This window comes from Burkholderia sp. D-99, assembly GCF_011605345.1.
GTDB lineage: Bacteria > Pseudomonadota > Gammaproteobacteria > Burkholderiales > Burkholderiaceae > Burkholderia.
Genome location: NZ_JAAOXM010000002.1, coordinates 533,762 through 546,854 on the forward strand (window position 1 = coordinate 533,762; position 13,093 = coordinate 546,854).

General features: G+C 68.1%; 13 protein-coding genes and 1 pseudogene. 7 read left to right on the plus strand and 7 right to left on the minus strand.

Going from position 1 to position 13,093, the window contains the following annotated elements; translation table 11 throughout:
• Nucleotides 1–49: 49 nt before the first annotated feature.
• Nucleotides 50–526, plus strand: a complete 477-nt coding sequence (locus HAV18_RS09520) for a MerR family transcriptional regulator (protein ID WP_166955011.1) — start codon at nt 50–52, stop codon at nt 524–526.
• Nucleotides 527–630: 104 nt separating this feature from the next.
• A complete protein-coding gene (locus HAV18_RS09525) occupies nt 631–1,329 on the plus strand; it encodes a hypothetical protein (protein ID WP_166955012.1) in 699 nt (232 codons plus the stop codon).
• 79 nt (nt 1,330–1,408) lie between these two features.
• Here HAV18_RS09525 and HAV18_RS09530 read toward each other — a convergent pair whose 3' ends face one another.
• From HAV18_RS09530 to HAV18_RS09540, 3 genes are all read right to left on the minus strand, one after another.
• A complete protein-coding gene (locus HAV18_RS09530; RefSeq protein WP_166955013.1) occupies nt 1,409–2,863 on the minus strand; it encodes a hypothetical protein in 1,455 nt (484 codons plus the stop codon).
• A gap of 328 nt (nt 2,864–3,191) precedes the next feature.
• Nucleotides 3,192–3,842, minus strand: coding sequence for a response regulator transcription factor (locus tag HAV18_RS09535; protein ID WP_166955015.1), 651 nt, complete (start codon nt 3,840–3,842; stop codon nt 3,192–3,194).
• Nucleotides 3,843–3,845: 3 nt separating this feature from the next.
• Nucleotides 3,846–5,573 carry a CHASE domain-containing protein gene (locus HAV18_RS09540; protein ID WP_166955016.1) on the minus strand — a complete coding sequence of 576 codons (1,728 nt, stop codon included), beginning with the start codon at nt 5,571–5,573 and terminating at the stop codon, nt 3,846–3,848.
• Nucleotides 5,574–5,811: 238 nt separating this feature from the next.
• On the opposite strand from HAV18_RS09540, the gene HAV18_RS09545 reads away from it, so the two are divergent.
• The gene (locus HAV18_RS09545) at nt 5,812–6,132 is read left to right on the plus strand and encodes a DUF1330 domain-containing protein (protein WP_166955017.1); all 321 of its coding nucleotides are present in this window, start codon (nt 5,812–5,814) and stop codon (nt 6,130–6,132) included.
• Between the two features lie 28 nt (nt 6,133–6,160).
• Here HAV18_RS09545 and HAV18_RS09550 read toward each other — a convergent pair whose 3' ends face one another.
• Nucleotides 6,161–6,997, minus strand: a complete 837-nt coding sequence (locus HAV18_RS09550) for an NAD(P)-dependent oxidoreductase (RefSeq protein ID WP_166955019.1) — start codon at nt 6,995–6,997, stop codon at nt 6,161–6,163.
• A gap of 82 nt (nt 6,998–7,079) precedes the next feature.
• On the opposite strand from HAV18_RS09550, the gene HAV18_RS09555 reads away from it, so the two are divergent.
• On the plus strand, nt 7,080–8,183 hold the full coding sequence (locus HAV18_RS09555) for a LacI family DNA-binding transcriptional regulator (protein ID WP_166955020.1): 1,104 nt from the start codon (nt 7,080–7,082) through the stop codon (nt 8,181–8,183).
• A gap of 102 nt (nt 8,184–8,285) precedes the next feature.
• Here the strand turns inward: HAV18_RS09555 and HAV18_RS09560 are convergent, their stop codons facing one another.
• Nucleotides 8,286–9,578: an MFS transporter gene (locus tag HAV18_RS09560; RefSeq protein ID WP_166955021.1), complete on the minus strand. Its 1,293-nt coding sequence runs from the start codon at nt 9,576–9,578 to the stop codon at nt 8,286–8,288.
• Between the two features lie 320 nt (nt 9,579–9,898).
• On the opposite strand from HAV18_RS09560, the pseudogene HAV18_RS09565 reads away from it, so the two are divergent.
• Together HAV18_RS09565 and HAV18_RS09570 are read left to right on the plus strand one after the other, a co-directional pair.
• Nucleotides 9,899–10,024, plus strand: a pseudogene (locus tag HAV18_RS09565) (Ada metal-binding domain-containing protein); the annotation flags it as partial.
• A gap of 104 nt (nt 10,025–10,128) precedes the next feature.
• Nucleotides 10,129–10,662 (plus strand): methylated-DNA--[protein]-cysteine S-methyltransferase, encoded by a 534-nt coding sequence (locus HAV18_RS09570; protein WP_166955023.1) that lies wholly within the window; start codon nt 10,129–10,131, stop codon nt 10,660–10,662.
• Between the two features lie 19 nt (nt 10,663–10,681).
• Here HAV18_RS09570 and HAV18_RS09575 read toward each other — a convergent pair whose 3' ends face one another.
• The gene (locus HAV18_RS09575; protein WP_166955024.1) at nt 10,682–11,500 is read right to left on the minus strand and encodes a helix-turn-helix domain-containing protein; all 819 of its coding nucleotides are present in this window, start codon (nt 11,498–11,500) and stop codon (nt 10,682–10,684) included.
• Nucleotides 11,501–11,577: 77 nt separating this feature from the next.
• On the opposite strand from HAV18_RS09575, the gene panB reads away from it, so the two are divergent.
• Nucleotides 11,578–12,435: a 3-methyl-2-oxobutanoate hydroxymethyltransferase gene (gene panB / locus HAV18_RS09580; protein WP_166955026.1), complete on the plus strand. Its 858-nt coding sequence runs from the start codon at nt 11,578–11,580 to the stop codon at nt 12,433–12,435.
• Nucleotides 12,436–12,460: 25 nt separating this feature from the next.
• On the opposite strand, the gene HAV18_RS09585 is transcribed toward panB, so the two are convergent.
• Nucleotides 12,461–12,952: an Lrp/AsnC family transcriptional regulator gene (locus HAV18_RS09585; protein WP_021160045.1), complete on the minus strand. Its 492-nt coding sequence runs from the start codon at nt 12,950–12,952 to the stop codon at nt 12,461–12,463.
• Nucleotides 12,953–13,093: the final 141 nt, after the last annotated feature.

A 13,093-nucleotide genomic window follows, 5' to 3' on the forward strand; every position in this document is an offset into this window, starting at 1 on the left:
ACGATAACTTTAAAGTCAACTTTAAGGTCAAGCCCCTTTGGAGCACAGCATGAAAATCGGCGAACTGGCACGGGCCAGCGGCATCGCGGCGTCGCGCATCCGCTTCTACGAAGCGAGCGGCCTGCTCGAACCGGCCCGTCGGCAGGCCAACGGCTATCGGGAATACGGGTCGGAAGCGTTGACGCGGCTCGCGATCATCGACCGCGCGCAGCGCGCGGGCTTTGCGCTCGACGAAATCCGCGCGGTGCTGCCGCCCGATCTCGGCGCGTGGCCGCGCGACGAGCTGCTGGCCGCACTGCGGCACAAGGTCGACGAAATCGTGCTGCTCGAACAGCGTCTCGCGCAGAACCGGCAGCATCTCGAGACACTGATCGACGAGATCGAGAACAAGCCGGCGGGCGAGGATTGCGCGGGCACCGCGCAGCGGATGCTCGACCGGCTGTGCGCGCAGGCCGACGAACCGCCGGCGCCGGCGCCGGTGCCCGCGCCCGTGCCGGTCCCGCGGCCGACGCGCAAGCGCGCATGACCGGTTACGCGGCGCCACCTGACCAACCATCAACCTGCGCTGCGGCGAGACGAGCCGACGCGTGCGCGCCGGCTTGCGCGGCGCGCCCCCAAGACCCGATCCGCATGACGATTCCCCGCATCAAAGGATGCCTCGTCGCCGCGCTGCTGACGTTCGGCATCGGCGGCACCTACGCCGCGACGTGCGACGACACGCCTGCTTCGATCCGTTGCCCGGACGCACCCGATCTTCCGGGCGACATCGTCGCGCAGCTTCCCGACGGCTACGAAGCGCTGGATGCCGCGTCGGGGCACCTGACCGACAGCGCCCGCCTCGGCTACGTCGTCGTCGCGCATCAGCCCGACGATTCGATGCGCAAGGCGTCGCTGCGCCCGCTGATGATCTTCCTGCCGGGCAAGGACGGCCACTACCGGCTCGCGGCGCGCAACGACACCGTGATCATGAAAGCCGACGAAGGCGGGATGGGCGACCCGTATCTCGATGGCGTCGCCGAGAACGCGCTCACGATCGAACCGCGCACCTTCACGGTCGAACAGGGCGTATTCGCGGGGCCGAGCCACTGGCGCGACCGCGTGACGTTTCGCTACGACGCCGCGCATCGCACGTGGGTGTTCCATCGGGAAGTCATGCGGAACTGGCGATTCAACGACGACCCGAACGGCGATGCGCTGAAGGCCGACCCGGTGCGCGTCACGCGCGCCAACGCGGCGAAAGCCGTCACGTTCGAAGCGTGGCGGCCGAGTTACTGGTGCGATTCGGCCGAGCGGCGCGGCACCGATCCGGCTTGCAGCAAACCGCATTGACGGCCGTGGCCGGGCACCCGCCCGTGATGCAGGTCGACCGGCGCGGCGGGCGAGCACGCGCCGGTCGACCCGATACCCGTTACTGCAGCCAGATCCCCACATAGGCGGACGATGCCCCCGCGCCGCCGCGCTCGACCAGCACGTAGCGCGTGAGCCCGTACGCGGTCTGGTAACGGTAGGCCGACAACACGGTGCTGCCCGGCTGGCCGCCGAGCGACACGAGCGGCGTGCCCGTCAGCGCGCCCGTCACCTGCGCGGCCGGCACCGCGACCGTTTGCGGCGTCGACCCGCCGTTCGCGACGACGAAGGTCGCGCCGCCCTGCCCGTCGAACGACAGATAGTTGCCGGTCGTCGTCGCGGGGCTCGTGCCGCCCTGCAGGCAATCCTCGTAGTAACGCGTGAACGACACGCCGACGAGATCGGATGCCTGCGTGACCGGCACCGCGTCGGCCGGCACCAGCACGTCGGTCGACTTCAGGTACGACGGCCCCGTGCCCTGCCCCGGCAGCGACTGGCACAGCATCGCGACGGCGGGCAGATTGAAATCGGTTGCGCTCGCATCGAAACCGTTGGCCGCCGCGATATTCGCGCCCCACGTGTAGTTGCCGCCGACGCTCGTGAACGCCGACGCAACCGGCGGGCTGCCGAACGACACCGTGCCCGCGATCCCGCCGCCGGAACTCCCTGACGCGCCCGCATCGAGGATCGACCCGCGCAGGCTCGTCGTCGATGCGAGCGGCTGCCGGTAGTTGAAGTCGAGATAACCGACCGTGGTGTTCGCCGGCGCGACCGACGACGCGAGCGGCGCCTGCGTCGTCACGCCGCTCACCGCCGCCGCGCCGCCGTTGTCCGGCGCGGTCGTCGAGAACTTCTGGCTCGTGCGGGTGTTCACGTACGTCACGGACGGGTTGTCGGCCGTCGGGCGAATCAGCCCGAGATGGTCGAGCACCGCGTCGACGAGCTGGTGGTTCGCCTGGAACGGCGTCGTGACGGGATCGAGGCTCGTCCAGTCGACACCATACGCGGACGGCGGGAACATCGCCTGCAGGTCGGCGGTGACGTTCACGTAATAGCCCTTGAGCTGCGCGTCGTCGAGCGTCTGCAGCGAATCGGTCAGCGTGCGCGTGATGCCGCTCTTCGCGATCGTGCCGAAGAAGATGCCGGTCGTGAGCGGCGTCAGGTTCATGTTCGACACGGTGCCCGAGCCGACGTACGGCGCCACGAGCAGCCCGTCGGCCGTCTGCGCCTCGATCAGGAACGGCGACGAGCAGTGGATGTTGTGCATCACATAGGTGCCGTCCGCCGCGCTCACGGCCGAACCGCACGTACTGCCGTCCGCCTGGTAGGCCGTGATCGTCGCATTGCCGAGCGGCGAGCCGGTCGCGACCGTGCCGCTCAGCGACGTCGTCACGTTGCTGTTGCCGTTGCCGCTGTTGTTCGTCGACAGCGTGCCGCTATCGCCGCCGCCGCATCCGGCCAGCGCGCCGAGCAGGGTCGTGCCGGCCAGCAGGCCGGCCAGGGTCTGTTGTTTCATCGTGGTCTCGCTCTTGTGGTTGTGAAAGGTTGTGAACGACGAGCCCGGCGCGACGGCGTGGCCGCCGGCCAGCCGTGCGCGAACGACGGCGCGCGCGACGGCCGGCACATGCCGTGCGCGCGGCCGTGGCGTTCAGGCCGTCAGGCCGCGTGGGTCGGGCAACAGGCCGGCCAGGCCGGGCCCGTCGGGACGAATCGGAATGGCATGAAGACCCCGCGGTGTTGTTGTCGTATTGATCGGGATCGTAGGGCCGACGCGCGGGCCGGACAATCGCTCGACGGATCGATGCAACCATCAACCCGTGAGCGAGGGGGCCCCGCTTCGCGGTTCAGCGCGCGGGGGCGGGAGACAGGTTCAGCGCGGAGAAACGGATCAGTTCGGCGTTGTTGTCGAGGCCGAGCTTGCGCTTGATGTTGGTGCGATGCGCTTCGACCGTGTTCGCGCTGCGGCCGATCCGCTCGGCGATCTGCTGCTTCGTCAGCCCTTCGCCGATCATCCGCAGGATCTCGATCTCGCGCGGCGACAGCGCGGCGAGCGGCGTGGTCGGCTTCGCAGCCTGGCCGCGCGCGCGGCGCAGCAGGTTCTGCTGCACTTCCGGCGGGAAATACGGCACGCCGCGCAGCACCGAATCGATCGCCTCGAGAATCGTGCGGCTCACGTTCGCCTTGTTCACGTAGCCGAGCGCACCGGCCAGCGCGGCCGGCTCCGCATACGCGGCATCCGAGTGCATCGAGATGCAGACGACGCCCGTATCGGGATACGTATGCGCGATCGTCTCGATCAGCCGCAGCGCCAGCGTGTCGCCGAGCATCAGGTCGATCACCGCGATGTCGGGCCGGTGCGTGCGCACGGCATCGAGGCCGTCGCGCTCGTTGCCGGCCTGCGCGACGACCCGGTAGCCGGGCACCGCGTGCAGCAGCGTCGCGAGGCCTTCGCGGACGATCGGATGATCGTCGACAAGCACGAGGGTCTGGTTCATCGGTCAGTCCACTTCGACGGTCGTGCCGCCGGTTTCGTTGGTCAGGAAGCGCGCATGCAGGCCGAGCAGCTGCGCGCGCGAACGGATGCTGCGCAGCCCGAGGCGCGATGCCGGCTGCGCGGCCGGATCGATACCGGGCGCGAAGCCCGTGCCGTTGTCGTGGATCGACAGCGCGACCCGGCCGTCGATGTCGCGCAGCGCGACTTCGATACGCGTCGCGCGCCCGTGCCGCAGCGCGTTCGAGATCGATTCCTGCACGATCCGGTACAGGTGCAGCGACGCATCCGGCGACAGCAGCTCGGTATCGTACTCGACGCTCAGGTGGCAGCCGCCGGCGGCGATGCGGTCGACGTCGCCGCACAGTTCGCGCAGCGCGGCCGCGAGATCGTGCGGCGAACCGTCGAACGGCGACAGCCCGCGCGACAGCGTGCGGATCGTCTGGATGCCGTCCTCGACGATCGCGGATACCTTGTCGATCACCTGCTGCGCGTCGTCCGCGCCGTCGCGGCGCGATTGCGCGAGCGTGCTCAGCATCAGCGACGCACCGGTCAGCTTCTGGCCGAGGTCGTCGTGCAGCTCGCGGCCGATCTGCTGGCGCTCGCGCTCGCCCTGCCGCGTGAGCTCGCGCTCGGCGCGCAGTTGCGCGTCGAGCAGCGCCGACACCTGGTGCTGCGTGCTCGCGAGCGACACCGACTGCTGCGTGACGGTGTCGGACAGCCGACGTTGCGACAGCAGCAGCAGATAGATGATGAACGCGCTGGCGAGACTGATCGCGCCGCCGAGCGCGTAGCCGATCGCACGGAGATGGCGGCCGATCGCGTCCTGGAAGTGGCCGGCCGGTACCGCGATATCGAGCACGAACTGCCGGCCGGCCACGACGAACGTGCGGCGCTGCGTCAGCGTCGGCTTGCCGGACAGCGCGTCGTTGTCGTACGCGAACAGCACGCGGCGCCGTACGTCGGCCAGTTCGCCGGGCTTCGCCACCGTATGAAGCCGCAGCGACACGAACTGCCAGTCGTCGTCGGGCATCGCCTCGCGAATCAGCGAACGCACGTCGACGAAGATGCCGGCCGATCCCGTCGCGCGCGACAGGCGCTCGGCCGGCGGCGGCACCTCGCCGCCGCGGTACACCGCGAGGCGGATGCCGAGACCGGGGCCGGCGTGTCCGTCGAGCTGCGTGACGCCGACGCCGGTCGTATGGGGCTCACCCGTCCGGTTCGTGTCTTCCACGACGTTCCAGCCGAAGTTCGCGGCAACGTCGCGCCCGACGTAGATCGCGTTGTAAGGCACGTTGTAGCGCAGGACGGCCCGGTACGCGTGCGGCGTCCTGGCCGGAAACACCGTGAAGTCCGGCCGCTTCAGCCGCGCGCGCATCGCCTGCTCGTATTGCTGCGTATCCGCGGTCGCGACGTAATCGCAGTAGTTGATCGTTTCGATCGCGGGAAAACGTTGCGCCACGTGCAGCGACGCGACGTAGTCGCCGAACTGCTGCTGCGTCGGCTCGCCGACGACCGACCACAGCCCGCGCACGCCGGACAGCACGTCCACATAGCGCAGCAGTTGAACCTGGATCTTGTTGCCGGTATCGGTGACGAATTCGCTGAACTTCAGGTCCGCCGCCGCGCGGGCGCGCACGTCGAGCTGGACAACGACCAGGTGCGTGACGCCGAGCAACAGCATCAGGACGATCGCGGCGATCGCGAACGGATGGCGGGAGGCGCGCCGGAGCATGACGGGTAGCGTGGCGTGGTGATCGGGCGAACGCGCCGGGGCGGCCGCCGTGCTGGGTCGATTGTCGTCACGCGGCCGGGGGATCGGCCGCGTGTGGTCTCGCCGCATTCTTACTGACGCGCGGCCGGCTGGCAAGGCGAGACTGCGTTGCGATTTCCTTACGTCGCAGGTCATCGACCCGCGCCGCCCGCGCCGCGATCATGGCGCCATCGATTCACATCACACCACGGAGCCCGCCATGACCGCCTACGCCATCGCCCACCTGCACGACGTCGAGATATGCGACGACATCGTCGCGTACCTCGAAAGCATCGACGGCACGCTCGCGCCGTACGACGGCCATTTCGTGATTCACGGCGCGCGGCCGGAGGTGCGCGAAGGCGTGTGGCGCGGCGATCTGATCGCGATCGCGTTTCCCGATCTCGGCACGGCGCGCGCATGGTACGAATCGGATGCGTACCGGCAGATCCAGCCGCTGCGCGCACGTCACGCGAGCGGCCCGGTGATCCTGATCGACGGTGTCGACGCGCGGCACAAGGCGACGGACATCCTGCGCTGAGCCGCGATGCCGGCGACGGCGGCGACGCTTACGACGCGTTGCGCTCCATCGGCTCGCCGACGACGAATCCGCCGCCCTGGAACCGCTGCGCGGGATCGTCGTAGTCGGCGGTCGGCGCCACCACCGGGAACAACCCGGCGAACTGCTCCGAACTGTCGCGCGGGCGGAAGCCGAGGAAACCGGCCTTCGTGTTGTCCCACCACTTCACCGGGTTGTCCGACGCGCCGTACACGATCGCATGCCCGACGCGGTTCGTCAGCAGCGAGCAGCGCACGAGCTCGATGAAGTCGCGATAGCTGAGGAACGTCACGAGCATGCGCGGATTCTTCGGCACTTCGAACGACGAGCCGATCCGCAGGCACACCGTCTCGATCCCGAAGCGGTCGAAGTAGTAGCGCGACAGCGATTCGCCGAAGCACTTCGTCACGCCATACAGGCTGTCGGGGCGCAGCGGCGAATCGGCGTCGAGCACTTCCGTGACCGGATGGAAACCGATCGCATGGTTCGAGCTCGCGAACACGACGCGCTTCACGCCGTGCTTGCGCGCGGCTTCGTACAGGTTGTACGTGCCCGTGATGTTCGCACCGACCAGATCGTCGAACGGCGCGTCGACCGAAATGCCGCCGAGGTGGACGATCGCGTCCACGCCGTCGACGAGCTGCATCACGGCCGGGCGATCGGCCAGGTCGACGACGCGGGTTTCTTCATGCGCAGCTGAGTCGCCGAGTGTCGCGATGTCGCTGACGCGCACGACGTCGGCCCAGTCGGCGAGCGCGCCGCGCAACTGGCGGCCGAGGTTGCCGGCCGCGCCCGTCAGCAGCAGGCGCCCGAACGGTTTGCGCGCGCCGGTGGATGAGGCGTTCATCGAATCTCCTTGAATCTGACCTGAAATCTGACTGAATCGGAAAACGTTTTCCAACTATACGCGGGAGCGCGGCCGAACGTCAATGGTCGAACCCGCTCGCAGCCATCCGCACTTTCCCGATATCCGCGCGTGGCCGCACGGCCCCGTTTTCTGCCACAATCCGGCGTTATCGAACGAAAACGTTACCCTCCGCATGAAAAAAGTTTCCCCGACGATCCGCGACGTGGCGGCGGAAGCCGGCGTGTCGGTCGCGACGGTATCGAAGTACGTGAACGGCACGCAGCGCTTCTCGCCGACCGTCGAAGCCCGGCTCAAGGAGGCGATCGAGCGGCTCGGCTACCGTTCGAACCCGCTCGCGCGTTCGATGATCACCGGCCGCACGCGCACCATCGGCCTCGTGATCCTCGACATCAGCAACCCGCACTTCACGAACGTGGTGAAGGGGGCGAACCGCGTCGCGCTGCAGCACGACTACACGCTGCTGCTCGTCGATACCGAGGAGAGCCAGGCGCGCGAACGCTCGCTGATCGAGGCGCTCGCGCAACGCGTCGACGGGTTGATCGTCAGCACGCGGATGCCCGACGACGAAGCCGGCTGGATGCTCGACCTCAACAAGCCGCTCGTGCTGCTGCGCCGCAGCCCCGGCCTGCCGATTCCGAGTGTCGGCATCGACAACCGGCTATCGACCTACATGCTCGCGCGCCATCTGCTCAATCTCGGCCACACGCGCATCGCATATCTCGGCTTCGGCACGGCGCGCGTGAACGACGAGCGGATCCAGGGCGCGCGCGACTGCCTCGCCGAAGCCGGGCTCACGCTCGACGTGCACGACGCGCATGCACCGACCGCCGAAGCCGGCGAGCGTGCGTGCTCGCGCGTGATGCTCGGGCCGCAGCGTCCGCAGGCCGTGATCTGCTACAACGACCTGATCGCGCTCGGCTTCATGAAGGAAGCCGCGTCACTCGGCTTCCGGTTGCCGCAAGACGTGTCGGTCGCGGGCATCGACAACGTGCCGTACGGCGCATACGCGGCGCCCGCGCTGACGACCGTCGACATCCAGAGCGAGAACATGGGTGAGCTCGCGATGCAGAAGCTGATCGATGCGCTCGCGGGGCGCACCGATGCGAGCTATTCGACGTTCGAGCCGCGGCTGATCATGCGCGCGTCGACAGCCGCGGTCGGCTGAGTCCCCTGCCCCGAGCCTCTACATGAAAACGCGCCGCCCAAGGGCGGCGCGTTCGTTTGCGGACATGCGATTCCGCGATGACGTGACTACGCGATCACCCCGTCACGCATCGAGTTGCGCCGGCTTCATCTTCGGCGTGAGCATGTGCATCACGCCCAGCGCGATCAGGTAGGCCGACGCGCCGATCGCGAACAGCACCCAGTAGTGGCCCGTGCGCTGCAGCACCTGGCCGATCACTTCCGAGAACAGCACGCCGCCGATCGAGCCGGCCATCCCGCCGATCCCGACCACCGATGCAACCGCGCGGCGCGGGAACAGGTCGGACGCCGTCGTGAACAGGTTCGCCGACCAGCCCTGGTGCGCGGCCGCCGCGAGGCCGACGATCAGCACCGCGATCCACAGGCTCTGCACCTGCGACACGAACGCGATCGGCAACACGCAGCACGCGCAGATCAGCATCGCCGTCTTGCGCGCACGGTTCACGCTCCAGCCCGCGCGCAGCAGCTTCGACGACAGCCAGCCGCCGCCGATGCTGCCGACCGTCGTCAGTGCATAGATGCAGACGAGCGGCATGCCGATGTGCTGCATGTCCATCCCGCGCGATTCGTTGAGCCACTTCGGCAGCCAGAACAGGTAGAACCACCACACCGGATCGGTCAGGAACTTGCCGATCAGGAACGCCCACGTTTCGCGCTTGCGGATCAGTTCGCCCCAGCGCGGCGCACCGGCGTTCGCGTTCGCCGCGTCGAGCGCCTCGGCTTCGTCGCGCGGCTCGTCGTATTCCGCGGCGAGCGCGCGCGTATCGGCCTGGCGATAGAGCACGAGCCACACCGCGAGCCACACGATGCCGATCGCGCCGATGATCACGAACGCCGACCGCCAGCCGTAGGCCACCGCGATGGCCGGGATGATCGCCGGCGCGAACACCGCGCCGATGTTCGCGCCCGAGTTGAAGATGCCGGTGGCGAGCGCACGTTCGCGGCGCGGAAACCATTCGGCCGTCGTCTTGATCGCGGCCGGGAAGTTGCCGCCCTCGCCGATCCCGAGCAGCGCACGCACGAACGCGAAGCCCATCACCGAGCCGACCGCCGCGTGCAGCATCGCGGCGATGCTCCACACCAGCATCGCGACCGCGTACGAGACGCGCGTGCCGAGCCAGTCGACGATCCGCCCGAAGCCGAGCAGGCCCAGCGCGTAGAACGCGGAAAACGCCATCACGATGCGGCCGTACTGCACCTGGCTCCAGCCGATGTCGTGCTGGAGCATCGGCGCGAGCAGGCCGAGGATCTGCCGGTCCATGTAGTTGATGACGGTCGCGAAAAACAGCAGCGCACACACGGTCCAGCGGTAGCGGCTGGCGGCCGCGCGCACGGCGCCGACGACGGCAGATTGCATGAATGTCTCCGATGCGCGGCCGCGCCCGTCGCGCCGCACGGTATTCGTTGACCGGCGACCGGCGCCGGGGCGGGCGGCGGCGCGCTGTCGCGCACGGCCGATTCCGCCGATCAATCTGGAAAACGTTTTTCAAAGGATAGGGCGTCTGCCGGCGCCCTGTCAGTCGGGGATTTCGATGAGTCATCTCAAATTGGTCGCGGCAAAAGAGATGACTGTTTCGCAACGTGGCATTAACCGTTTTTCCCGGATTTTCCCAACGCGGGCGCGGGCGCACGGCCGCCGATGCACATGTCCGATTCCAGCCAGAATCTGGGGCCGGGATGGTTTACAGTCGCCTCATGCGCCTCGATCCCGACACCTGCCACGACGCCCTGCTTTCGCGGAACCGCCGCTTCGACGGCAGGTTCTTCGTCGGCGTCGCGACGACGGGCGTGGCTTCCCGCCCGCACCGCGCCCGTGTGCCATCATCCGCGCCGCATGCGGCGCGCCGTGCGCCGTGGCGCGCGTATGCCGCACAGCACGTGTGGCGCCTTCATGGAGATGTGTTGCGATGACGCCCGCTCACCTGATTCCGAGCCCGCTGGGCGACATCGCCGTGCGCATCGAGGACGATGCGCTGACGGGCCTCTACTTCGTCGGCCAGAAATATTTCCCGTCGCTGGCGATCGCGCAGGACACGGACCCGCTCGCCATGTCGCCGCTTGCGCGCAAGGTCGCGGAAGAAGTCGCCGAATACTTCACGGGCACGCGCGAAACCTTCTCGGTGCCGATTCACTTGCGCGGCACCGCGTTTCAGCGACGGGTATGGAAGGAACTGCTCGCGATTCCGTTCGGCGAACTCGTGACGTACGGCGACATCACCGAGCGCGTCGGGTTGCCGATGAGCGGTGCGCGTGCCGTGGGCGGCGCGGTCGGCCGGAACCCGGTGTCGATCATGGTGCCGTGCCATCGCGTGGTCGGCGCATCGGGCAGCCTGACCGGCTATGCGGGCGGTATCGACCGCAAGCGTGCGCTGCTGTCGCTCGAAGGCGCGGGATTCGAGCGCGGCGCCCACCATCCGGTGCAGCAGGCGCTCGCGTTCTGAGTGATGGCGAGCGGCCGCGTCACGCGCTCAGCACGGGCCGGCGCGCTTCACGCTTCGCATACGCGCCGGGCGTCACGCGGAATTTCGCCTGGAACAGCGCGATGAACGACGACGTCGAGTCGTAGCCCAGTTGCGCGGCCACCGTGCCGATCGGCTCACCGGCCTCGAGCAGCGGCAGCGACGCCAGCAGCCGCACCGCCTGCCGCCATTCGGTGAACGACAGCCCCGTGTCCTGCCGGAACAGCCGCGACAACGTCCGGCGCGTCGCACCGACCTGATGCCCCCATTCGTCGAGATTGCGCGTATCGCCCGGATACGCATGCAACGCACGCGCGATTTTCAGCAGGCGCGGATCGCGCGGCAGCGGCACCGTCAGCGGCGCCGCCCGCATCCGTGCGATCCGGTCGGCAATCAGGCAGACGAGCGCACCGTCCGGCCCCGCTTCGTCGTAGTTCACCGGCAATTCGGCCGTGGCGATCACCAGCTCGCGCAGCAGCGGCGTCATGCAGAGGATCGCGCAATCGTCGTGCACGTCGTCGCGCGCGATCGCGGCGTCGAGATACAGGCTGTGGAACGCGACGCAATCGCGCGTCGACACCGCATGCGGCACGTGCGGCGGTATCCACATCGCATAGTGCGGTGGCAGCAGGTGCCGGCCCGACGGCGTCGACACCTCGAGCACGCCGCTCGTCGCATACATCAGCTGCGCCCACGAATGAGTGTGCGCGTCGACGCTCGCGTTGCCGGGAATCTCGAACGCACGCACGTACAGCGGCCTCGGCAGGCGCGCCATCGGCGGCACCGCGTAAGGGTCACCCGATTGTCCCGCCAGCAACATAAGACGTCCTCCGAAGGTCATTGCACGAACGAGCGCGATGCTACCGTGGCGGCTCTTCTTTCACACGGCTTTAGCCCATGAGCGCTCATACCCGCACCACCCGCAAGACCGTCACCGCGATCCGTTCGACCAAGGGCGTCGGCAGCCTCGTCTCGCTGACCGCGTATTCCGCGCCGATGGCGAAACTCGTCGACGAGGTGGCCGACGTGATCATCGTCGGCGACTCCGTCGGCATGGTGCTGTACGGGATGCCCGATACGCTGCGCGTCACGCTCGACATGATGATTGCACACGGCGCGGCTGTCGTACGCGGTGCCGCGCAGGCGTGCGTCGTCGTCGACCTGCCGTTCTCGACGTACCAGGAATCGCCCGCGCAGGCGTATCGCTCCGCCGCACGGCTGCTCGCCGAAACCGGCGCGCAGGCCGTGAAGCTCGAAGGCGGCAGCGAGATGGCCGACACGATCCGCTTCCTGACCGCGCGCGGCATCCCGGTGATGGCGCACGTCGGCCTCATGCCGCAGCAGGCCAACGCGACGGGCGGCTTCCGAGCGCAGGGGATGGACCCGCGCTCGGCCGCGCAGGTGTTCGACGCCGCGCACTCGGCCGAACGGGCCGGTGCGTTCAGCGTCGTCATCGAAGGCACCGCCGAAGCGCTCGCGCGCCATCTCACCGAAACGCTGACGATCCCGACGATCGGCATCGGCGCATCGCCCGCGTGCGACGGGCAGGTGCTCGTGACCGAGGACATGATCGGCGCGTTCGATGCGTACACGCCGCGCTTCGTGAAGCGTTATGCCGATGCGAATGCCGTGATGCGCGACGCGATCCGCCAGTACGCGCACGACGTGCGGCAGCGTGTGTTTCCGGAGCCTGAGCATTGCTTCGGGTATGGCAAGCCGCTGCAACTGATCGACACGGCTGACGCTGCCGCGTAATCGCGTCGCGAACGTTGCGATCGCTTCACGCGCGCTTGCGCATCGCATGCGTGACCCGCGCGTTCGCCTCGAATTTCGCGCGATGCGTCGAGAAGAACGTCCGCACGTTGCGGACGTTCGATGCGCCGGTAAACAGCCGTCGCGCGAATTCGTCGTATTCGGCGACGTCGGCCAGATCGGCCACCACGACGAAATCGGGCCCCGGCGACACGCGGTAGCACTGCGTGACGGCCGGCTCCGCGCACACGTAGGCTTCGAATGCGTCGTAGTCTTCCGCCGTCTGCCGGTCGAGACTGATCTCGATCAGCGCGGTGACGGCCGTGCCGATCGCCACCGGGTCGAGCACCGCCACCTGCCGGCGGATCACGCCAGCCTCCGTCAGCCGCCGCACGCGGCGCATGCAGGTGGGCGGCGACGACAGCGCGCGCTCGGCCAGTTGCAGGTTCGACACCGACGCGTCGTCCTGCAGGATCGCGAGAATGCGCAGGTCGAGATCGTCGAGGGTGATGCCGGCCATCGGCGGCTCCTTCCGGTCAGGGCATGAAATTTAATTTCAACATAATAGACGATCTGCCATTCATTTCATTTGTTCTTGTATTTTGAAATTTAATTCCATTTAGCTGGTTCTACCATCGCTCTCATTGATCCAGACAGGACA

Excerpts from the sequence above, each read along its gene's own strand:
- HAV18_RS09545 (WP_166955017.1), top strand. The coding sequence starts at position 5,812 with ATGACCGCCTACGCCATCGCCCACCTGCACGACGTCGAGATATGCGAC.
- HAV18_RS09575 (WP_166955024.1), bottom strand. The coding sequence starts at position 11,500 with ATGTTGCTGGCGGGACAATCGGGTGACCCTTACGCGGTGCCGCCGATG.
- HAV18_RS09525 (WP_166955012.1), top strand. The coding sequence starts at position 631 with ATGACGATTCCCCGCATCAAAGGATGCCTCGTCGCCGCGCTGCTGACG.
- HAV18_RS09570 (WP_166955023.1), top strand. The coding sequence starts at position 10,129 with ATGACGCCCGCTCACCTGATTCCGAGCCCGCTGGGCGACATCGCCGTG.
- HAV18_RS09560 (WP_166955021.1), bottom strand. The coding sequence starts at position 9,578 with ATGCAATCTGCCGTCGTCGGCGCCGTGCGCGCGGCCGCCAGCCGCTAC.
- HAV18_RS09585 (WP_021160045.1), bottom strand. The coding sequence starts at position 12,952 with ATGGCCGGCATCACCCTCGACGATCTCGACCTGCGCATTCTCGCGATC.
- HAV18_RS09535 (WP_166955015.1), bottom strand. The coding sequence starts at position 3,842 with ATGAACCAGACCCTCGTGCTTGTCGACGATCATCCGATCGTCCGCGAA.
- HAV18_RS09555 (WP_166955020.1), top strand. The coding sequence starts at position 7,080 with ATGGTCGAACCCGCTCGCAGCCATCCGCACTTTCCCGATATCCGCGCG.
- HAV18_RS09540 (WP_166955016.1), bottom strand. The coding sequence starts at position 5,573 with ATGCTCCGGCGCGCCTCCCGCCATCCGTTCGCGATCGCCGCGATCGTC.
- panB (WP_166955026.1), top strand. The coding sequence starts at position 11,578 with ATGAGCGCTCATACCCGCACCACCCGCAAGACCGTCACCGCGATCCGT.
- HAV18_RS09520 (WP_166955011.1), top strand. The coding sequence starts at position 50 with ATGAAAATCGGCGAACTGGCACGGGCCAGCGGCATCGCGGCGTCGCGC.
- HAV18_RS09550 (WP_166955019.1), bottom strand. The coding sequence starts at position 6,997 with ATGAACGCCTCATCCACCGGCGCGCGCAAACCGTTCGGGCGCCTGCTG.
- HAV18_RS09530 (WP_166955013.1), bottom strand. The coding sequence starts at position 2,863 with ATGAAACAACAGACCCTGGCCGGCCTGCTGGCCGGCACGACCCTGCTC.